The organism is Achromobacter sp. 77 (assembly GCF_020541125.1).
Lineage (GTDB): Bacteria > Pseudomonadota > Gammaproteobacteria > Burkholderiales > Burkholderiaceae_B > Achromobacter > Achromobacter mucicolens.
In genome coordinates this window covers 5,372,334-5,390,851 of sequence record NZ_CP059848.1, presented here as the reverse complement: position 1 = coordinate 5,390,851, position 18,518 = coordinate 5,372,334, and the positions used below count along the sequence as shown (strand labels likewise).

General features: G+C 66.4%; 20 protein-coding genes. 4 read left to right on the top strand and 16 right to left on the bottom strand.

All coding sequences use genetic code 11. The features are described from left to right. Window positions 1-73: 73 nt before the first annotated feature. Window positions 74-1,009 carry a LysR family transcriptional regulator gene (locus H4P35_RS24840; RefSeq protein ID WP_175156481.1) on the bottom strand — a complete coding sequence of 312 codons (936 nt, stop codon included), beginning with the start codon at window positions 1,007-1,009 and terminating at the stop codon, window positions 74-76. A 231-nt stretch (window positions 1,010-1,240) separates the two neighbouring features. On the opposite strand from H4P35_RS24840, the gene H4P35_RS24835 reads away from it, so the two are divergent. Next, the gene (locus tag H4P35_RS24835; RefSeq protein WP_180097372.1) at window positions 1,241-2,575 is read left to right on the top strand and encodes a DUF3100 domain-containing protein; all 1,335 of its coding nucleotides are present in this window, start codon (window positions 1,241-1,243) and stop codon (window positions 2,573-2,575) included. A 183-nt stretch (window positions 2,576-2,758) separates the two neighbouring features. Here the strand turns inward: H4P35_RS24835 and H4P35_RS24830 are convergent, their stop codons facing one another. Then, a complete protein-coding gene (locus H4P35_RS24830; RefSeq protein WP_217618233.1) occupies window positions 2,759-3,340 on the bottom strand; it encodes a hypothetical protein in 582 nt (193 codons plus the stop codon). A gap of 87 nt (window positions 3,341-3,427) precedes the next feature. Further along, the gene (locus H4P35_RS24825) at window positions 3,428-4,261 is read right to left on the bottom strand and encodes an oxidoreductase (RefSeq protein ID WP_152382817.1); all 834 of its coding nucleotides are present in this window, start codon (window positions 4,259-4,261) and stop codon (window positions 3,428-3,430) included. Window positions 4,262-4,412: 151 nt separating this feature from the next. Here H4P35_RS24825 and H4P35_RS24820 point away from each other — a divergent pair, with 151 nt between their 5' ends. Continuing rightward, window positions 4,413-5,321, top strand: coding sequence for an AraC family transcriptional regulator (locus H4P35_RS24820; RefSeq protein WP_226849535.1), 909 nt, complete (start codon window positions 4,413-4,415; stop codon window positions 5,319-5,321). 39 nt (window positions 5,322-5,360) lie between these two features. Here the strand turns inward: H4P35_RS24820 and H4P35_RS24815 are convergent, their stop codons facing one another. From H4P35_RS24815 to H4P35_RS24770, 10 genes are all read right to left on the bottom strand, one after another. Beyond that, a complete protein-coding gene (locus H4P35_RS24815; RefSeq protein ID WP_226847397.1) occupies window positions 5,361-5,960 on the bottom strand; it encodes a glutathione S-transferase in 600 nt (199 codons plus the stop codon). A gap of 24 nt (window positions 5,961-5,984) precedes the next feature. After that, entirely contained in the window at window positions 5,985-7,691 is a 1,707-nt protein-coding gene (locus H4P35_RS24810) for an FAD-dependent oxidoreductase (protein ID WP_226847395.1), read from the bottom strand. Window positions 7,692-7,696: 5 nt separating this feature from the next. Further along, on the bottom strand, window positions 7,697-8,425 hold the full coding sequence (locus tag H4P35_RS24805) for an SDR family NAD(P)-dependent oxidoreductase (RefSeq protein ID WP_056319860.1): 729 nt from the start codon (window positions 8,423-8,425) through the stop codon (window positions 7,697-7,699). A gap of 9 nt (window positions 8,426-8,434) precedes the next feature. Then, window positions 8,435-9,187, bottom strand: a complete 753-nt coding sequence (locus H4P35_RS24800) for an SDR family NAD(P)-dependent oxidoreductase (RefSeq protein WP_063955923.1) — start codon at window positions 9,185-9,187, stop codon at window positions 8,435-8,437. A 19-nt stretch (window positions 9,188-9,206) separates the two neighbouring features. Beyond that, window positions 9,207-9,926, bottom strand: coding sequence for an ABC transporter ATP-binding protein (locus tag H4P35_RS24795; RefSeq protein ID WP_062839023.1), 720 nt, complete (start codon window positions 9,924-9,926; stop codon window positions 9,207-9,209). After that, entirely contained in the window at window positions 9,919-10,683 is a 765-nt protein-coding gene (locus tag H4P35_RS24790; RefSeq protein WP_217618236.1) for an ABC transporter ATP-binding protein, read from the bottom strand. The genes H4P35_RS24795 and H4P35_RS24790 overlap by 8 nt, the downstream gene beginning before the upstream one ends. Continuing rightward, window positions 10,680-11,681: a branched-chain amino acid ABC transporter permease gene (locus H4P35_RS24785; protein ID WP_226847393.1), complete on the bottom strand. Its 1,002-nt coding sequence runs from the start codon at window positions 11,679-11,681 to the stop codon at window positions 10,680-10,682. The genes H4P35_RS24790 and H4P35_RS24785 overlap by 4 nt, the downstream gene beginning before the upstream one ends. After that, window positions 11,678-12,580 (bottom strand): branched-chain amino acid ABC transporter permease, encoded by a 903-nt coding sequence (locus tag H4P35_RS24780; protein WP_226847387.1) that lies wholly within the window; start codon window positions 12,578-12,580, stop codon window positions 11,678-11,680. Before H4P35_RS24780 ends, H4P35_RS24785 begins: the two co-directional genes overlap by 4 nt. Window positions 12,581-12,647: 67 nt before the next feature. Further along, complete coding sequence (locus tag H4P35_RS24775; protein ID WP_226847385.1) at window positions 12,648-13,862, bottom strand: ABC transporter substrate-binding protein; 1,215 nt, start codon at window positions 13,860-13,862, stop codon at window positions 12,648-12,650. Window positions 13,863-13,945: 83 nt separating this feature from the next. Continuing rightward, window positions 13,946-14,740, bottom strand: coding sequence for an SDR family NAD(P)-dependent oxidoreductase (locus H4P35_RS24770; RefSeq protein WP_226847383.1), 795 nt, complete (start codon window positions 14,738-14,740; stop codon window positions 13,946-13,948). 205 nt (window positions 14,741-14,945) lie between these two features. Between H4P35_RS24770 and H4P35_RS24765 the strand changes: the two genes are divergently transcribed. Next, on the top strand, window positions 14,946-15,623 hold the full coding sequence (locus tag H4P35_RS24765; protein ID WP_056319843.1) for a GntR family transcriptional regulator: 678 nt from the start codon (window positions 14,946-14,948) through the stop codon (window positions 15,621-15,623). Window positions 15,624-15,677: 54 nt separating this feature from the next. On the opposite strand, the gene H4P35_RS24760 is transcribed toward H4P35_RS24765, so the two are convergent. Both H4P35_RS24760 and H4P35_RS24755 read right to left on the bottom strand, forming a co-directional pair. Continuing rightward, the gene (locus H4P35_RS24760; protein WP_056319841.1) at window positions 15,678-16,328 is read right to left on the bottom strand and encodes a carbonic anhydrase; all 651 of its coding nucleotides are present in this window, start codon (window positions 16,326-16,328) and stop codon (window positions 15,678-15,680) included. A gap of 186 nt (window positions 16,329-16,514) precedes the next feature. Further along, on the bottom strand, window positions 16,515-16,856 hold the full coding sequence (locus H4P35_RS24755; RefSeq protein ID WP_226847381.1) for an FxLYD domain-containing protein: 342 nt from the start codon (window positions 16,854-16,856) through the stop codon (window positions 16,515-16,517). Window positions 16,857-17,074: 218 nt separating this feature from the next. Between H4P35_RS24755 and H4P35_RS24750 the strand changes: the two genes are divergently transcribed. After that, entirely contained in the window at window positions 17,075-17,401 is a 327-nt protein-coding gene (locus H4P35_RS24750; protein ID WP_062839027.1) for a PsiF family protein, read from the top strand. A 72-nt stretch (window positions 17,402-17,473) separates the two neighbouring features. Here the strand turns inward: H4P35_RS24750 and H4P35_RS24745 are convergent, their stop codons facing one another. After that, window positions 17,474-18,514 (bottom strand): cyclase family protein, encoded by a 1,041-nt coding sequence (locus tag H4P35_RS24745; protein WP_226847379.1) that lies wholly within the window; start codon window positions 18,512-18,514, stop codon window positions 17,474-17,476. Window positions 18,515-18,518: the final 4 nt, after the last annotated feature.

Below are 18,518 nucleotides of genomic sequence, written 5' to 3'. Positions count from 1 at the left end.
ATGCGCCTCCGGGCAGATTCTTGACCGTCCACTGTAGACGTTGGACTGCGGCGCAGACAGAGGCAGATCCGGTTCAACCGACCGTATCAGTTGGCGCGGCGGCATGCGCGCCGATGCCGCGCACGATGTGGTCCAGCAGTTCGCGCGCGGCGGGCGAAATGTGGCGGCCGGCGCGGCTCAGGACGTGCAGGCTGCCCTGATTCAGGATGGGATTGGCCAGCGGCAGGCTGGCCAGCCGCTGTGCCTGCATGTCGGCGGTGACGGCGATGGGGGGCGTGAGCGCGTAGCCGATGCCGGCGGCAGCGAATTGCCACAGCGCCTTGAAGGACGAGGTGGTCAGCACGTTGTGCAGCCGCACCTGCTCGCTGATCTCGGCGGCCTGGATGTGCTGGCGCACGCCGAAGCCTTCCTGCATGGACGCGCCGGGGTAGTCGGCCAGGTCGGTCAAGAGCAGGGGGCGGCGCAGCCGGGTCAGCGGATGATCCTGGCGCACGATGGCGCGTATCGGTTCGGGCCGCGAATAATGCGTGCGCAGCCGCGCGTCATTGGGCGGCTGGAACACCAGCCCGATATAGGCGCGGTCGTCGACGATGCGCTGCACGATCTCGGAGGTGCGAGCCACGTCGATATCCAGCGTGACTTCCGGGTGGCTGCGCCAGTAACCCGGCAGGACGCGGTCGAACATGAGTTCGACAAAGCCCTCGCCCAGCACCAGATCGATGTGGCCGCGCTCGGCCTTGCGCAGGCTGTCGATCTCGGAAAAGAAGCTTTCCTGGATGTCCTGCTGGCGCTTCACGTAGCGGGCAAGGATGTGGCCGGCATCGGTGGGCACCAGCCCGCGGCCGCGACGCTCGAACAGCGCCATGCCGCAGTCGCGTTCCAGGGCGGCGATGGCGCGGCTGACGGCGGACGGATCCATTTCCAGCGCTTCGGCCGCGCCGCGCACCGAGCCCCGGCTCATGACCTGCATGAAGTAGTGCGTGCGGCGGGCGTCGAGTTGTTCATCCATGGCGTCGGCTCCGGGCGGGAATGCGGCGGATTTTCCACGCGGGCAATTAAGGGTTTACCCTTAACGCACGCCGTCCCGTGCAAAAATTTCCCAGGAAAAGGCATTTCGTTGCATTTTACGCAACGTTTCTCGGCGGCGGGTGTCATGGTTGCCCGCCAACGGGCAGAGCGAAAATTGCGCAGTCCGAACCGACGCGCCCGTTGCGCGCCGTTCGTCATCAGGGGAAAAACAATGTCACATGCCAGCGCCAGCCTGGCCTTGCCTTCCATGCCGCTATCGGGGCGCGTGCGCATGCTCGCCGCCATCCTGCTGGTGGTCGTCATCTCCGAAGCGATCGGCAGCGTGACCTTCTCGGTCGGTCCCGGCAAGATCGTCCTGCAACCCATGCTGTGGGCCATTTTCATCGGCGCGGTCGTGGCGGCTTTCGGTCAGCGGCTGCCGTCCGGCATCGGCATCGACAAGGCCATGCAGACCCGCATCAGCGGCTACCTGCAATATGCGTTGCTGCCGTTCCTGGCCAAGCTGGGCCTGATGGTCGGCGGCGCCTTGCCGCAGGTGCGCGAGGCCGGCTGGGCGCTGGTGTTTCAGGAGTTCGGCCACTTTTTCGGCACCATGGCCATCGGCCTGCCGCTGGCGCTGCTGCTGGGCATCAAGCGCGAAGCGATCGGTGCCACGTTCTCGGTGGGCCGTGAGCCCAGCCTGGCGATCATCGGCGAGCGCTACGGCATGAATTCGCCCGAAGGCCGCGGCGTCATGGCCGAATACATCACCGGCACCGTGATCGGCGCGCTGTTCGTGGCGCTGATGGCCGGCTTCATCACCAGCCTGAACATCTTCGATCCGCGCTCGCTCGCCATGGGCGCAGGCGTGGGCTCGGGCAGCATGATGGCCGCCGGCGTGGGCGCGATCGCCTCGCAGCAGACGCCCGAAATGGCGCATCAGGTGGCTGCCCTGGCCGCCGCGGCCAACCTGCTGACCACCGTGGTGGGCGTGTACTTCACCCTCTTCATCTCGCTGCCCACGACGATCTTCCTGTACGGAAAGCTGGAGCCCGTGCTGGGCCGCTTCTCGCGCACCAAGGGCGAGGCCGTGGTGGACAACAGCGTGTCGGAAGACGTGCCGGCGCACGGCGCGAAGATGGGCTTTGGCGACCGCCTGACCGCCTACGTCATCTGTGGCCTGTTTGCGTTGGTGGGCAACCGCCTGGGCTACAACGTGCCGTTCGCGGACGCGTTGCCCGGCATGGGCATCATCGTGCTGCTGGTCGTCATTACTGACCTCATCCTGCGCGTCGTGCCCAAGCTGCCGGCGGTGTTCGTGCTGTCGCTGATCGCCATGACGGCCGGTTGCCCTGGCGTGCTGCCGTACTCGGACCAGATCATCGCAATGGTCGGCAAGGTCAACTTCCTGCCGTTCACGACGGTCATCCTGGCCATGGCCGGCCTGTCGATCCTGAAAGACCTGCCCGCCTTCCGCAAGCTGGGCTGGAAGATCGTGGTGGTGTCGCTGGCCGCCAACGCCGGCACCTTCATGGGCGCCACGATGATCGCGGAATTCTTCCACTGATCGGTCTTCGCGCCATGATAAAGCCGCCTTTTCAGGCGGCTTTTTTCATGGGCGGGCTTTGGGGGCGGTGTCAGACACCCGTCGAGACGCCGTCGCCAATTGACGGGTGTCTCATTTGGGTGTCTGACACCTGGGTCAGCGCCAGGATCTTTCGGGTGTCTGACACCTGGGTCAGCGCGGGAATCAGGGCGCGGCGCCGGGCCGGTAGCGCGCGTTGTCGGTCACGTTCTCGGTGGGGCCGATGTTGGCCACCGCCGGAACGACAGCACTGGCTGCCTTCATGACAGCCGCGGCCTGCAATTCGACTTGCGGATTGCCCATGGCGACACGATAAGGTTGCAGCGGCGCCAGGCCTTCGATGGTGCCCCAGTCGTTCGCGGCCTGGGCGCGTTGGGCCACCGGGTCGGGCCGCGCGGCAAAGTCTTCGACCGCGCGCCGCATGCGGGCGTCCGCGTACAGGTCGCGCAATTCATCGATGTTGAGGGCGGGGGCGGCAAGAGCAAGGGGCGCGGCCGCGGGGTCAGCGTTTTCTCTGACGCGCGGGGCGTTTTGCTCGGCCCTGGCCAATTTGTCGGCCTGGGCGCGTTCCAGGCGCTGGGCTTCGCGGGCGGCCTGGGCCTGGGCGGTGCGCTGCGCCTGGCGGGCCGCGAAGTTCTGCGCGGCGCGTTCGGCTTCCCCGGCGGGGCGGTTCTCATCCAGCATCGATACGCGCGCCGGAAAAGGCGCGGCGACGTGGGGGATGGCGGAGATCGCAGAAATGGCCATGCGGGCGCTCCTTGTCGTGATTGACCTTTGGGTTGGTCTGTCAGGGGAGATGCAAGTTCACTGTAGCAAAGCCTTCTGCGCAGGGGTTTATCCATCTGTGGATTTCGTAACCGTCTCCCACGCCGCCAATTCCTCCTGCAAGGCGGCCAGCTTGCCCCGGACCAACCCGAGCGCATCGCTGCCCAGCAGCAGGTGCGCGGGCGGATGATCGGCGGCGATGGCCGCCAGCATGGCGCGCGCCGCCTTGCGCGGGTCCCCCAGCTGTCGGCCGCTTTTCTCTTCGCGCGCCTTGCGGATGGGATCGAAGATGGCGTCGTAGTCTGCAATCGCGCGTGGGGTACGTGTCATGGATCGGCCCGCCCAGTCAGTGCGGAACGATCCCGGCGCCACGGCGGTCACGGCGATACCCAGCGGCTGCACTTCCTTGCCCAGGGCTTCGGAAATCCCCTCCAGCGCGAACTTGCTGCCGCAGTAGTACGCGATCCCCGGCATGGTGATGTGGCCGCCCATGGACGTGATGTTCAGGATGTGGCCGCGCCGGCGCTGGCGCATGAAGGGCAGGACCGCTTTCATCATTGCGACCGCGCCAAAGACGTTCACGTCGAACTGGCGGCGCATTTCCGACAGCGGCGACTCTTCCATCACGCCTTCGTGACCGTAGCCCGCGTTGTTGACCAGCACATCGATGGCCCCGGCGCTGGCTTCGATATCGGCCACGACGCCGTCGATGGCGTCGAAGTCGGTGACGTCCAGGACGCGCCCGATGGCTGCGTCTGGGGACAAGGCCTCGAAGGCGATCCGCGCGGGGTCGCTGCGCACGGTTCCCACCACGCGATGGCCGGCGGCGAGGGCCTCCTCGGCCAATGCGCGGCCGAAGCCGCTGCTGACGCCGGTGATGAGCAGGGTTTTGGGGGAGGTCATGGAGTCGGCTCCAAAGTCAGTGGAGAATGCATGGTAGTCTCGCAAAAACGCGCGGATAAGCCGTATTCCGCTACTTATATTGCATAAAACTATGAACGCGACTTCCCCGACCGTGGACGGCGCGGCAGGCCCCGCTCTTGCCGAGAGCCGCATGGCCGAGCTGCTGCGCGGCTTGGCGCCCCATGAGGGCTACAACCTGACGGCGTTGCCCAGCGTGCGCGTGCTGCGCGCCAACCGCGCGCTGGCGCGCACGCCCGTGCTGTATGACCCCGGGATCGTGATCGTGTGCCAGGGCCGTAAGCGCGGATATTTCGGCGATCGGCTTTACCTCTATGACGAGCAGCACTACCTGGCCGTCTCCGTCCCGGTTCCTTTCAGCATGGAGACTGAAGCCACGCCCGAGCGGCCGCTGCTGGCGCTGTACCTGCACCTGGACTTTGCATTGGCGGCGGAGTTGGCGTCGCAGATCGACGGCGCCGGGCATGCGGCGCCAGCGCAGGCGCCGCAAAGCATGATGTCGACCCCGATGGATGAAGCGATGCGTGCATCGGTGCTGCGCTTCATCGAGGCCATGGCCAAGCCGTTGGAAGCCGCAGTGCTGGGAGCGGGCCTGCTGCGCGAACTCTATTTCCGCGTGCTGACCGGCCCGCAGGGCAGTTCGATGCGGGAAGCGCTATCGCTGCGTGGGCAGTTTGGACGTATTGGCAAATCCCTGCGTCTCATCCATGCGGAGTATGCCCAGCCGCTGGATGTCACCAGGCTGGCGAATGAGGCGGGCATGAGCGTCCCGAGCTTTCACAGCCATTTCAAGGCGGTGACGCAGGCGTCTCCGATGCAGTACGTGAAATCGACCCGCCTGCACCAGGCGCGGCTCTTGATGGTGCGGCAGGACCTGACGGCCGAGACGGCGAGCCAGGCGGTGGGCTACACGAGCCCGTCCCAGTTCAGCCGCGAGTTCAAGCGCCTATTTGGCCTGACGCCAGCGGCGGAGGCGCGGCGCATGCGCGAAGGCTTCGCCATACCGGCCTTCGCGCAAGCCGCGTTCGTGTCGTCGCATTGATGCCGTGGCACTTACCGGCGCAAACCGCCGGCGGCCGGATCAGGGCTTGGTGGCCTGCATCGAGGGGCGCTGGCTGAAATCCTCGTACCAGGAAGCCGTGGCCGGGTGCGAGGCGCGCCAGTCCAGGTCAGGGAAGCGGAAGTCCAGGTAACCCAGCGCGCAGCCGATGGTGACGGTGCCGATGTCCAGGCGGCCTGCGAGGCCCGCGGCGTTCTTCTCGATGAGCGCAAGGCCATCGCGCACCTTGCCCAACTGGCCCTCGACCCAGCCATCCCAGCGCAAGGCCTCGGGACGCAGCACGGTCTCGTAGCGCGCCAGCAGCGCCGCGCCCAGCATGCCGTCGGCCATTGCCTGCTCGGTCAGCACGGGCCAGCGGGCCTTGCCGGCAGGAAAAAACGATCCGCCGCCCAGGTCGTTCAGATACTCGCAGACAACGCGGCTGTCGAACAGCGCCTGGCCTTCATCGGTGATGAAGGTGGGCACCTGGCCCAGCGGATTGCTCGGGATGATAGTCTGGTCGCGGGCGACGGGACCGGCGGCGCTGGGCAGCTTTTCAATCCGGTCGGCCAGCCCGAGTTCGTGGGCGATGACCATGCACTTGCGTACAAAGGGCGAAGCGGGCGAGAAGAAGATTTTCATGGGGTTCCCTGTCGGTGAGAGGCGTCAGTGTTGCGCATGGGCCAGGCGCTGTCCAGCCACCCAGCCAAAGGTCAAGGCGGGGCCGAGCGTGATGCCCGGCGCGGGGTACGCGCCGCCCATCACGGATTGCATGTCGTTGCCCGCAACGTAAAGGCCGGGGATCGGCGCGCCGGCGGCATCCAGCGCCTGCGCATGGGCGTTGGCGGCAATGCCGCAGGCGGTGCCGATGTCGCCCGGGTACACCTTGACGGCGTAATAAGGCCCATCGCCGAGCGGCGCGAGGCATGGATTCGGCTGGTGCTGCGGATCGCCCAGATAGCGGTTGTAGGCCGTGCTGCCCTTGCCGAAATCGGGATCGGTTCCTTGCGCGGCGTGCCGGTTATAGCGTTGGACGGTGGCCTGCAGCGCGTCGGCGGGTACGCCGAGCCGGCCGGCCAGCGCCGCCAGCGTGGACGCCTGCAAAAGGTAGCCCTGGTCGATCAGGTGTTGGCGGGGCCGGCCGCCGGGCAGGGCCAGCCCAAGGCCCCACGTGTCGATGAACCGCTGGTCGCAGACCAGGAACGCCGGGATGCTGGGCACGGTCTCGTTGCTGCGGTACATGGCCTGCACGAACTCGTGGTACGAGGTCGATTCGTTGACGAACCGGTTGCCCGCGCCATTCACGGCGATCAGGCCGGGCTTGGCGCGGTCCCAGACCAGATGCGGGTAATTGAGCGGCGTGCCGGTGCCGGTATCCAGCACGGAGACCGGCGCCCAGAACGCCGGACTGGCATGGCCGCTGCCGAACGCCGCGCCGGCCTGTTCCGACAGCCGGATGCCATCGCCGGTATTGCCGCGCGGGGACATCGACCAGCCGCCGGTCGGCTGCGGGTAGGTTCGCGCGCGCCGTTCCGGATCCCACGGGAATCCGCCCGTCGCCATCACGACGCCACGGCGTGCGCGTACGTTGACCGTCTTGCCGTCCCGCGACAGGGCGGCGCCCAGCACGCGCCCGGCGGCGTCGCGGTGCAGCGATAGCGCGGGCGTTTGCAGCCAGAAGTCGATGTTGCGGGTCAACAGGCCATGAAACAACTGGGCCGCCAGCGCATTGCCCAGCAGCAGCCGCGTGCCGCGGTGATACCCGCGCGCGCGGTCCGAGGCGTAACGCAACACCAGCTTCATGCTGTGGCGCCAGGCCGCGAACGAACGCGTGGCGCCAAGCAGGTGCCGCACGTCGGTGATGTTGACCATCATGCCGCCGAGCACGGTGAATTCCTTGAGCGGGTCGCGCAGGAGCCGCATGCGGCTGCCCAGCTTGCGGCCGTCGAATTCGACCGGGTCGAGCGAGCGGCCGCCCATTGCGGCGCCGGGCCGGTCAGGGTAGTAATCCGGCGAGGCGGTGCGCGCGGCAAGCTGCAAGAGGCCGCGCGACACCAGGTAATCCATCATGCGCGGGCCTGCCTCCAGATAGGCCCGCTTCATGTGTTCGGGGGCCGCCGCGCCCACCGTCTGGTCCAGATAGGTCCAGACGCTGTCCATGCTGTCCGCATGGCCCGCCGCTTCAGTCTGCGCGTTCAGGGGGATCCACACCGCGCCGCCGGAGATCGCCGTCGATCCGCCGATGCGGTCGGTCTTTTCGACCAGCAGCACGTCCAGCCCTTCCTCGTGCGCGGTCAGCGCCGCGGCCATGCCGCCCGCGCCGGAACCCACGACGAGCGCATCCACTTCCTTGTCCCATGCAATCTGGTCCATGCCGCCTACGCTCCCGAGCCGCCCAGCGACTTGCCGCCGTCCACGAAGATGACCTGCCCCGTGATGAAGTCCATGTGCGGCGCGGCCAGGAAGGACACCGCATTGGCGATGTCTTCAGGCCGCCCCGCGCGCCCGGTCGGCTGCAAGGCCAGTTGCGCGGCCATGCGCTCGGGCGTCAGGTTGCGCAGCAATGGCGTATCGATGAGGCCGGGCGCAATGGCGTTGACCAGGATGCCGCGTCCGGCCAGTTCCATCGCGCTGGCGCGGGTGTAGCCAACCAGCGCCGCCTTCGAGGCCACGTAATGCGGATGGTTCTTCGCGCCCAGATACGCGCGCGACGCGATGTTCACGATCTTTGCGCCCGGCTGCATGGTCCGCGCCGCTTCCTGGGTCAGGGTGGCGACCGCCAGCAGGTTCACGTCGAAGGCGCGCCGGTAATCATCGCTCGTCACGTCGAAGAACGTGCGCTCGTCAAAGAGGCCAGCGTTGTTCACCAGCGCGGCCAGCGGCGGCAATGCGCTCGCCAGCGCGCGCGTGGCGGCTTCGTCGGCCAGGTCCACGACGCGGTGGCTGACATCCAGTCCCCGGTCGGCCAGCGCCCGTGATTCCTTCTCCGCCAGCGCCCCGTTGCGATCGGCCATCACGACGCGAAATCCATCCCGCGCCAGCCGCTCCACGATCGCCAGGCCCATGCCGCTTGCGCCGCCCGTGACCAACGCCGTACCCAGACTCATGATTTCTCCTTAGACAGCCAGATAGCCGCCGTCCACCGGCAGCACCACGCCATTGACATAGCTGGCCAGGTCCGAGGCCAGAAACAGGATGGGGCCGACGATCTCGTCAGCGCGCCCCGCGCGCGCCATGGGGGCGCGCCCCATGTACCAGTCGGTGCCGCTGGCCTGGGCGCGCTGGCCGGCGGTCATCTCGGTTTCCATCAGGCCCGGCGCCACCGCGTTGACCCGCACGCCGTGGGGCGCCAGGTCGCGGGCCAGCACTTCCGTGAACGAGCGCACGCCGCCCTTGGACACCACGTAGCCCGCGGTCGAAATGCCGCAGCCGTAAGCCACGATGGAACACAGGTTGACGATGGCGCCGCGCGAGGCCTTGAGCTGTTCCACGAAGGCATGCGTGACGTTGAACGTGCCTTGCAGGTTCACCCGCATCACGCGGTCCCAGATCTCGGGGGTGCGCGGATCGTCGAACGGCGCGCGCGCCGAAATGCCGGCGTTGTTGACGAGGATATCCAGCGGACCGTGACGCGCCGCGCAGTCGGCGGCAAAGGCGCGCACGGCCTGCTCATGGGTCACGTCCAGTTCGGCATGCGCGGCATGGCCGCCGGCCGCGACGATGGCCTGCGCCGACGCGGCGGCAAGGGCCGCGTCCACGTCGGTCACGATCACGCGGGCGCCTTGCCGGGCAAAGCCCTGTGCGATGGCGGCGCCCAGGCCGCGCCCGGCGCCCGTCACCAGGACGCGCTTGTCTTGCATTGAGATCATGGCTTTTTCCTTGCGGCGCCTATGCGCCCAGATAGGCGCGCTGCACGCCTTCGTCGCTGGCGAGCGCGGCGGATTGCCCATCCAGCGCGATCTCGCCGTTCTCCAGGATGTAGGCGTGACTGGACACCGACAGCGCGAGTTTGACGTTCTGTTCGACCAGCAGAATCGTGATGCCCTGTTCGCGGTTCAGCCGCAGGATGATGTCGAAGATCTGCTCGACCACCAGCGGCGACAACCCCATGGACGGTTCGTCCAACAGGATCATGCGTGGCCGCGCCATCATGGCGCGGCCGGTCGCCAGCATCTGCTGCTCGCCGCCAGAAAGCGTGGCGGCCTTTTGTTCGAAGCGTTCTCGCAGACGCGGAAAGGTGTCGCACACCATGTCCATGTCCTGCCGGACAGCGTTGCGGTCCCGGCGCAGGTAGGCGCCCATTTCCAGGTTTTCGCGCACGCTCATCTCGCGGAAGATCTCGCGGCCTTCCGGCACCTGCACGATGCCGCGTCCCACGACCGCATCGGCGGACAGGCGGTGGATGGGTTCGCCCGCGAAACGCACGCTGCCCGCCGTGGGCGAGACCAGACGCGAAATCACGTTCAACGTGGTCGACTTGCCCGCGCCATTGGCGCCCAGCAGCGCCACGATGGCGCCTTGCGGCACCTTCAGCGACACGTCCTGCAATGCGCGGATGTTGCCGTAGGCGGCCGACACCGCATCGACTTCCAGCAGAATCTCAGCCACCAGCTGCTCCCTTGCCCAGATAGGCCTCGATGACACGGGGGTTGTTGCGCACCTCGGCGGGCGTGCCCTCGGCGATCTTTTCGCCAAACGACATGACGGTGATGCGATCCGATATGGACATCACCAGTTGCATCACGTGTTCCACCAGCAATACCGTGATGCCGTCCCGCTCGCACAATTCGGTCAACAGGCGGTCCAGCGTCTCGATCTCGCGGTTGCGCAGGCCCGCCGCCGGTTCGTCCAGCAACAGCAGGCGCGGAGAAATGGCCAGCGCGCGCGCCAGCTCCAGCATCTTCTGGCGTCCGAAGTCCAGACTGCAGGCGGGGGTGTCCAGGAAGTCTGCGAGGCCGACGCGCTCGAGCAGATGCTCCACCCGCTCGCGGGCCTCGGCCGCCGCCGGGCGCAACAGCTTGCGCGGGCTGTTCGCGCCGTGCGCGTACGTCCCCAGCAGCGCGTTCTCCCGCACGCTGAGCGCGCCGAAGAGCTCCAGGTTCTGGAATGTGCGCGCCACGCCCAGCGCCGCCATTTCGTGTGGCTTCTTGCCCGTGATGTCGGCGCCATCGAAGGTGATGCTGCCGCTCGTGGGGCGGTAATAACGCGATATGCAATTGAACGTCGTCGACTTGCCGGCGCCGTTCGGACCGATCAACGCGTGAATGCGGCCGCGTTCCACCTGCATGGACAGCCCGTTGATCGCCGTCAGGCCGCCGAATTTCACCGTCAGTCCCTGCACGTCCAGATAAGGATGTGTGCTCATGCTGCGCTCCTTTGCGGGGATTTGGAGGCGGTGGCCGCCGCGCGCGAGGCCGCGGGCAAAGGCGCTGCCGGCGGGGGCGCGCGCCGCGCCGCACGGCCCGCAAACAGGCCCTTGGGCGCGAACATCATGAAGCCCATCAGAATGACGCCGTAGATGATTTCCTGGAACGACAGCGCCTGGCGCAGCAGTTCGGAGATGAGGCCGAAGGACAAAGCCCCCGCGATGGCGCCGCGTACCGATCCGATGCCGCCCACCACGACCATGGTCAGGATCAGGATGGTGGTCTGAAAGCCCAGGCTTTCGGGATGGATGAACGACGCGAAGAGCGTGTACATGCCGCCCGCGATGCCGGCGTAGGCGGCCGACAGGGTGAACGCGGTTCGCTTGATGGCATTGACGTTCACGCCCATCGCCTGCGCCGCGACATCGCTCTCGCGCACGGCCCGGAAGGCCGATCCCAGTTGCGAGCGCGACAACGCCACGGTGGCCCACAACAGCAGCGCGGCAATCAGCACGACAAAGGGGTAGGCCTTCATGTCCGACACCAGTTCGTACCCGAAGAGCGAGGCGGGCGAGATGCGGAATCCGTTGGATCCGTTGGTGACCGACTGCCAGTTCAGGAACACCCACTGCATGGCTTCCCCGAAGGCGAACGTGGACAGCGCCAGATAGATGTCGCGCATGCGCAGCGCGAGCGCGCCGATCACGTAACCCAGCGCCGCGGCCAGCAGCCCGCCCGCCAGAATGGAGATGAAGAAGGGCGGATGCCACAGGTTATTGATGAGCCCGGCGGTGTAGATGCCCACGCCATAGAAGGCCGCGTGCGACAGCGCAAACTGCCCGGTTTCGCCGATGACCAGGTGCAGGCCCAACGCCAGCACGACGAACACCATCAGCAGGTTGACGACGTAGACGACATAGCCGCTAGCCATGAAAGGCAGCGCCACCAGCACGACGGCCATGAGCGCCAGCAGGACGCGATCGATCTTGTTGCTCATACTTTCTTCACCTGCAGTTTGCCGCCCAGCAGTCCTTGCGGGCGCACCAGCAGCACGACCATGATGGCCACGAAGGGCGCCACCACGATGGCATTGGTCGAAATGAACAGCCCCACCAGGTTCTCGGCAATGCCGATCACAAAGCCCCCGATCACCGCGCCGGGCAGGCTGGTGATGCCGCCCACGATGGCGGCGGCATAGGCCAGGATGGCGATGTGGCCGATGTCCGGGGTGATGAGGATCTTGGGCGTGATGAGCAGCGCCGCGACGGCCGATATCAGCCCTGACAGCGCCCACACCATCATGCGGATGCGGGTGAGGTTCACGCCCGTCAGCCGCGCTGCCTTCGGATTCATTCCCACCGCGCGCATGGCCCGGCCAACGCGCGTGTAGGCGAACATCCCGAACAGCAGCAGCATGACGATCACCGCGACGGCGAAGATCAGCAGGTCAAGCCGGGTCAGCACGGCGTCGCCGATGATGACGGCGTCCGTGGACGCAAGCGGCGGCAGCGAGCGCGGGGTATCGCCCAGGCCCGATGTGCGCACCAGCCCCTTCAGGGCGTACGCCAGTCCCAGCGTGGCGATGACCATCTGCACGCCCACGCCCTTGGACGCGATGACCCGTTCCATGACGACGCGCTGGAACAGGCCCGATAGCAGGGCCACCGCGGCCAGCGTGACCGGAATGACCGCCAGATAAGGCCATCCCATCACCAGGATGAGGAACAGCGCAATGTAGCCGCCCACCATGAAGATCTCGCCCTGGGCGAAATTCGGCACATCGGTGGTCTTGAAAATGATGACGACGGCAACGGCCAGCAACGCGTATACGCTGCCCGTCACCAGCCCCGACAGCACCCCCTGCTGCAGGAACAACCAGGTATCGGCAAAGCTCATGATGTTCTCCGGCGGCCCGCGCGATGCTGCGCCATCGCGCGGGCGTGGCCCCTGACGGGCCGCGGGTTTACTTCTGGTATTGCCAGGTGCTCTTGAAGGGGCCAGGCACGAGCGTCATGTTCGTCCCATCGAACTTGATGTAGATGGCGGCCTCCTGCGCGGCGCGGTCGCCCGGGCCGAACTCGATGGGGCCTGCCATGACGCCCGAGTCGAACTTCATGGTTTCCAGCGCCTGCAGCACCTTCTCGCGCGTGGGCTGCGGGCCGGCAGCCTTCAGCGCGTTCACGACCGCCATGGCGGGCGGAATGCCGTAAGGCATGTAGGACTGCGGATGCCCGGGCTTGGCCGCCAGGTCGGGATACGACTGCTTGTACATGTCATACACCCACGTCAGTTTCGGCCCGCCCGGCAGATCGGCCAGCACGTCCTGGATGTACACGTTCTTGAACGCATCCTTGTTGCCCACGTTCTCCACGAGCTGCTTGAGATCCGCCGTGCCATTGACCGCCAGCACGATGGGCTTGTTCCAGCCCAATTCGTGCGCCTTCTTGATGATGAGGGCGGCGGGGCGTGCGTAGGTCGTCAGCAGCAGCACATCGGGATTGCCCGAGCGGATCTTCAGCATGGGCGCGGTCACGTCGGTGATGTTCGGATTGACCGACTGCACCTGCAGCGCCGGGTCGCCAAGCTGTTTTGCCTGCGACTGCGCCGCCTCCAGGTTCCAGCCGCCGTACGCGTCGTCATGATTGATGTAGCCAATCTTCTTGGCTTTCAGGTGTTCCGATGCGAACTGCACCATCGAGCCGCCGACGGCGTGCTGCGAAATCGAAAAGGCGCCGTAGATGTACTTGGAGGGCGGGTAGAGGGCGCCGTCGCCCGAGGCATTCAGCATGACCAGCGGCACTTTTTCGCGTTCGATGTATTCGCGCGACGCGACGACGGCCGCCGAGCACGACCCCCCGTTCAGCAGGAAGACCTTGTCCTGCTCGTTGAGCTTCTTCACGGCGGCGACCAGATCGTTGGCGTTGCAGCGGTCGTCTTCCACGACCAGTTCGATCTGGCGGCCGTTGACGCCGCCTTCCTTGTTGACCTTGGCGTACCACATCTTGGCGGCGTTCAGCACGTCAAAGCCGTAGGCCATGCCGCTGCCCGACAGCGGCGCAAAGACGCCGATCTTGATGGTCTTGTCCGTGATCCCCGGTTCCTGCTGCGCCTGCGCGGCGGCCGAAAAGGCCAGGGCGCACAGCGCGGCGGCGGCCGCGTAGCGACTACGTTGGTTCATGCTTGGTCTCCCGTTCTTTTTTGGATGCGCGTCTTTGGTGGATGACGCTTTGATGCGTTGACGGCGGTGCCGCCGGGTAAGTCTTACTGCATGCGGTAGCCGCCGTTCACGTCGATGACGCTGCCGGTGATGTAGCCCGCATCTTCCGAGGCAAGGAACCGCACGGCCGCGGCCACTTCCTCGGCGGTGCCGATGCGGCCCAGCGGGATGGCCTGTGCAGCCGCGGCCAGCGCGCCGCTGCTGGTGACGGTGCTGCGCAGCATGTCGGTGTCGATCAAGCCGGGCGCGATGCCGTTGACCGTGATGCCAAGATGGGCGGCTTCGCGCGCCATGGCCTTGGTCAGGCCCAGCACGGCCGACTTGGCGGCGATATAAGAGGCGCTGGAACGGTAGCCGCCCAGTTGCGCGGCGACCGACGTGAAGGTGACGACCCGGCCATGCGCCAGCGGCTTGGCTTCGCGCCGGCGCAGGTAGGCGCGTCCGCACAGGAACACGCCGCGCGCATTCACGGCAAAACTGCGCTCCCAGATATCGAGCGACGTGTCCTTGATGAGCGGCCGCTCGCCGTTCTCCTGGAACAGCAGCAGTCCGGCCGCGCTGACCAGCACCGCGATGGGGCCGTGCTGGCTTTCGATCTGCTCGAATGCGCTGTCGACGGCCGCTTCGTCGCTGACGTCAAAGGCATGCGCGGCATGGGGCGCGCCCAGCTCGTCGGCCACCCGGCGCGCACGGTCGCTGTCCACGTCCGACACCACCACGCGCAGTCCGGCCTGTGCGAGTTCCCGGCAGATCGTGGCGCCGATGCCGCCGCCGCCGCCGGTTACGAGGGCGAGGCGGGACTCCGGGCCGGCCGTGGCGGGCTTGGATACATTGGTCATGCTGTCTCCTCCGTGGCGTGTCGTCCATCCTTGGGATTGGATCGGCCGCCAGTCTGATTTTTTGCGATTATGTATACATGGCGTTGGGGCAGGTATAGGGGCTTACCCTGAACGACGTTTGATTTACGACAGAAGCACTATGGAAAGCCCTGAGATAGGGCTGGAGCACACTGCCGCATGTATTCTTCATGTATACAATTGCCGCATGGATACGCTATCTCAACACGTCACCGATACGCTGCGGGACTGGGTGCTGCACGGCAAGTTCAGTCCTGGCGCCCGGCTGGAAGAAATCCCGCTGGCCGAAAAACTGGGCGTGTCGCGCACGCCGGTACGCGCGGCGCTCGCCACGTTGGGCAACGAAGGCCTGCTCGAACATTTGCCCAAGCGCGGCTACACCGTGCGGGCTTACGACATCGGGGAGATTGTGGCGGCGTATGAAGTGCGAGCCGCCCTGGAGGGCCTGGCCTGCCGGCAGGCGGCGCTGCGCGGCCTGTCGAATGACGCGGTCGCGGTGCTGAAGAACTGCCTGGACGAGGGCGACCGGATCCTTGCCAAGGGCGTGTTGCTGCCGGAAGACCATCTGCCGTACCAGCAGGTCAACATCACCTTGCACAACGGCATTCTTGAGGCGGCGGGCAATCCGTGGGTGAAGCGGTTTGCGACGCAGGCGCAGGCGATTCCGTATGCGTCGGACCGGATCATCCTGTGGGAAGACCACGGGATCATCCTGCGCTCGCACGATGACCATCATCGGATCGTGAGCGCCATCATCGCCCGCGACGGCGCGCGGGCCGAGGATCTGATGCGCGAACACGTGTACTACGCGGGCATCATCCTGAAGAACAACTACGAGCGGCTGGCGCAGGCGTACCGGGTATGAACGGCCCGGCGCGCCTGTCGCAAGCCAGTGGCGCGGGCGCAGGGCCCGCGCCCCTTATTCCGTAACGCCCGTTTCCAGGCAGGGCTTGAACTCGCCGGATTCCGGATCGCGCAGGAACAGGACGCCGGTGGCCACGCCAAAGTAGGCGCCGTGCAGTTCCAGTTCGCCCTTTTCGACGCGGCGGCGGATCGACGGGAACGTCATCAGGTTGTTCAGGCTGTGTGCGACGGTGGCCAGTTCCAAACGCTTGAGGTTGGCCTGGCGATCGCCGGTCTCCGGGGACATGCCCTTGGCGACAGGTTCGATCTGCGACATCCATTTGCCGATGAAATCGCTCTTGCTGAGCGGCGTGGCGTCGTCGAAGAAGAAGCGGATGCCGCCGCAGGAGGCGTGGCCCAGCACGACGATGTGCTTGACGTTCAGGCCGTTGACCGCAAATTCGATGGCGGCGCTGGTGCCGTGGTACGACGATTCCGAGTCGGGATCACAGGGCGGCACGAGGTTGGCCACGTTGCGCACCACAAACATTTCACCGGGGCCTGCGTCGAAGATCGCTTCGGGCGACACGCGCGAGTCGCAACAGCCAATGATCAGGATTTCCGGGCTTTGGCCGATCTCGGCCAGCTTTTGGTAGCGGCTGCTTTCCGTCTGGAAGCGGCCGTCAAGGAAGGATTGGTAGCCTTCGGAGAGTCTTTTGGGAAACATGATCTTCAGTTCCTAATATCGAGGCCAGGCTTGCTGGCGCGCCGGCATACGCACGAAGGGGCTTCGTGTGGAAGCCCCTTTTATCGAGTCGGCAGTCGGGATTTTCCCATAATTGGGCTGATAGCCACCTGTCTAAACCCTGATATTAAAAGGGTTTTTTTCGGCGGGTCTAGGCCCTGGGCAGCCTTAGCGGGCCGCCACGTCCAGCGGGGTCACGCGGGCGAATTCAAGCGGCGTGATGGCCTTGACCACCTTGATCTGGCCGGGGGCGAGAGGGCCCACGATGTCTTCGCTGACCCGGCCAACCTCGCGGTTCTGGGCGTCGTACAGGACGTAGGTCAGAAGGACGCTGTTGACGGGGCGTTCGGACTGGTTGGCCAGAAAACCGGTGATGGTCGAGACGTTGCGGGTGTTGTCGCGCACGGCCTGGACGTTGCCCAGGGTGACGCCGTAGGCAAGGCTTTGCGCGTCGGCGGTGGCGGATGCGCAGGCCAGCACGGCAATCGAGGCGAGGATGATTTTTTTCATGGGCGTCTCCTGGGGCTCGCGGCGCGGGTTTTGCCTATCTCACTCCTTTCCGGCCGGGGATACAACGGGTCAGATGGATGAATGGGTAACAGGTTGCGGCGGAGGTTGCGAAGGCGCCGGGATTGTCCGATGATGACCGGGCCGGCGCCTTGGCCGGCGGACCGTGCAGCCCCGCGTCGCGCGTGCCAATGCGTTTGGGGCGCTCAAGGGAGGAACTCATGCTTTCCCGTACCACCCAGCTGGCCTCGGCCATCCTGTTGTCCGCATGTTTTGCCGGCGCGCAGGCCCAGACCCCCGCCGCGCCCTCAACCGCCAAGACGCCCACGCCGCAGCAGCAGCGCATGTCGGACTGCAACAAGGCCGCCGAGGGCAAGAAGGGCGACGACCGCAAGACCTTCATGAGCAGCTGCCTGAAGGGCGAGGAGCCCGCCAAGCAACTGACGCCGCAGCAGCAGAAGATGAAGGACTGCAACGCCAAGGCCGGCGAGCAAAAGCTGACGGGCGAGGCCCGCAAGACTTTCATGAGCACCTGCCTGAAGGGCTGACCGCCCGGCAAGCAAAAACGCCAGACGAGGTCTGGCGTTTTCTTTGGCCCGCTGACAGAGGCGCTACGCGCGTCACGCCGTGGCAATCGGCGTGACCGGCGATCCAATGGCATGCGGCAGGCGCAGCGGGGGCGCGGTCAGCATGAAGTGGTGGCGGCCGTTGGCATGCAGGAAATCCGCCAGCTCCTTCAAATACCAAAGCTCGGCCAGCGGCAGGCCCAACTTGAACAGGCAGTGGTGATGCAGCGGCAGCATGGGACGCGCGCCGGACTTTTCGCGGGCGGGGTAGGCCTCGACCGCGTAGTTGTCGGCGCAGACGGCGGCGATGCCGCTGTCGGTGATCCATTGCAGCAGCGCGTCGTCGGTGCCGTCCAGCGCGGCGCCGTAGGTGTGCAGCACCTCGGGGTCCGGGGCGCCGTTCATGGCGACCACGGCTTCGGCGTAGCCGGTGCGCAGCACCAGCATGTCGCCGGGCTCCACGGCAATGCCGTCCGCGTCCAGCACGTGCATCAGTTCGGCGTGGCCGATCAGCGTGCGGCCCGGGCCGTAATGGCGGAACAGGTCCACCAGCACCCCGCGGCCCTGCATCCCCTTTTGCGCCAGGTTCTCGACGCCCAGCTTCAGCGCGGCGGACGGGCCGCCGCTGTTGCAGCCGCAGCCGGTGTGGTCACCGTCGGCGGGGCCCACAACGTCAACGCCGGCCTGAAAGCCGTTGTAGTAGCGCAGTTCCGGCGTGCCGTCGCCATCGGCGTCAAACAGCGCGCCCACGTGCGCCAGCGCGTCCCACTGCGTCGAATACTGCATGGACAGCAGCACCTGGTCGTCGCTCAGCACATCGAGCGCGTCCGGGTTCACGTTCTTGAGCGGGAAGTTCAGGTACGGCGTGTCCTTGAGCTTCGTCGGGCTTAGCTGCGGCGGATGGCGTCGCGGGTTGAGCACGTTGCCGCCCGGCAGGTCCAGCGGCAGGGACAGGCAGAAGGTCTTGCCGGCGCGGATCTCGCGCGCGCCCTTCAGAACCTGCTCTTCGGTGATGAGGTTCAGGCGGCCGAGTTGGTCGTCGGGCCCGAAGTCCCCCCAGTTGGAGCCTTCGGGCCGGTGCTTCCAGCGTTGCATGCGG

Excerpts from the sequence above, each read along its gene's own strand:
- H4P35_RS24840 (WP_175156481.1), bottom strand. The coding sequence starts at position 1,009 with ATGGATGAACAACTCGACGCCCGCCGCACGCACTACTTCATGCAGGTC.
- H4P35_RS24835 (WP_180097372.1), top strand. The coding sequence starts at position 1,241 with ATGTCACATGCCAGCGCCAGCCTGGCCTTGCCTTCCATGCCGCTATCG.
- H4P35_RS24830 (WP_217618233.1), bottom strand. The coding sequence starts at position 3,340 with ATGGCCATTTCTGCGATCTCCGCCATCCCCCACGTCGCCGCGCCTTTT.
- H4P35_RS24825 (WP_152382817.1), bottom strand. The coding sequence starts at position 4,261 with ATGACCTCCCCCAAAACCCTGCTCATCACCGGCGTCAGCAGCGGCTTC.
- H4P35_RS24820 (WP_226849535.1), top strand. The coding sequence starts at position 4,413 with ATGGCCGAGCTGCTGCGCGGCTTGGCGCCCCATGAGGGCTACAACCTG.
- H4P35_RS24815 (WP_226847397.1), bottom strand. The coding sequence starts at position 5,960 with ATGAAAATCTTCTTCTCGCCCGCTTCGCCCTTTGTACGCAAGTGCATG.
- H4P35_RS24810 (WP_226847395.1), bottom strand. The coding sequence starts at position 7,691 with ATGGACCAGATTGCATGGGACAAGGAAGTGGATGCGCTCGTCGTGGGT.
- H4P35_RS24805 (WP_056319860.1), bottom strand. The coding sequence starts at position 8,425 with ATGAGTCTGGGTACGGCGTTGGTCACGGGCGGCGCAAGCGGCATGGGC.
- H4P35_RS24800 (WP_063955923.1), bottom strand. The coding sequence starts at position 9,187 with ATGATCTCAATGCAAGACAAGCGCGTCCTGGTGACGGGCGCCGGGCGC.
- H4P35_RS24790 (WP_217618236.1), bottom strand. The coding sequence starts at position 10,683 with ATGAGCACACATCCTTATCTGGACGTGCAGGGACTGACGGTGAAATTC.
- H4P35_RS24785 (WP_226847393.1), bottom strand. The coding sequence starts at position 11,681 with ATGAGCAACAAGATCGATCGCGTCCTGCTGGCGCTCATGGCCGTCGTG.
- H4P35_RS24780 (WP_226847387.1), bottom strand. The coding sequence starts at position 12,580 with ATGAGCTTTGCCGATACCTGGTTGTTCCTGCAGCAGGGGGTGCTGTCG.
- H4P35_RS24775 (WP_226847385.1), bottom strand. The coding sequence starts at position 13,862 with ATGAACCAACGTAGTCGCTACGCGGCCGCCGCCGCGCTGTGCGCCCTG.
- H4P35_RS24770 (WP_226847383.1), bottom strand. The coding sequence starts at position 14,740 with ATGACCAATGTATCCAAGCCCGCCACGGCCGGCCCGGAGTCCCGCCTC.
- H4P35_RS24765 (WP_056319843.1), top strand. The coding sequence starts at position 14,946 with ATGGATACGCTATCTCAACACGTCACCGATACGCTGCGGGACTGGGTG.
- H4P35_RS24760 (WP_056319841.1), bottom strand. The coding sequence starts at position 16,328 with ATGTTTCCCAAAAGACTCTCCGAAGGCTACCAATCCTTCCTTGACGGC.
- H4P35_RS24755 (WP_226847381.1), bottom strand. The coding sequence starts at position 16,856 with ATGAAAAAAATCATCCTCGCCTCGATTGCCGTGCTGGCCTGCGCATCC.
- H4P35_RS24750 (WP_062839027.1), top strand. The coding sequence starts at position 17,075 with ATGCTTTCCCGTACCACCCAGCTGGCCTCGGCCATCCTGTTGTCCGCA.
- H4P35_RS24745 (WP_226847379.1), bottom strand. The coding sequence starts at position 18,514 with ATGCAACGCTGGAAGCACCGGCCCGAAGGCTCCAACTGGGGGGACTTC.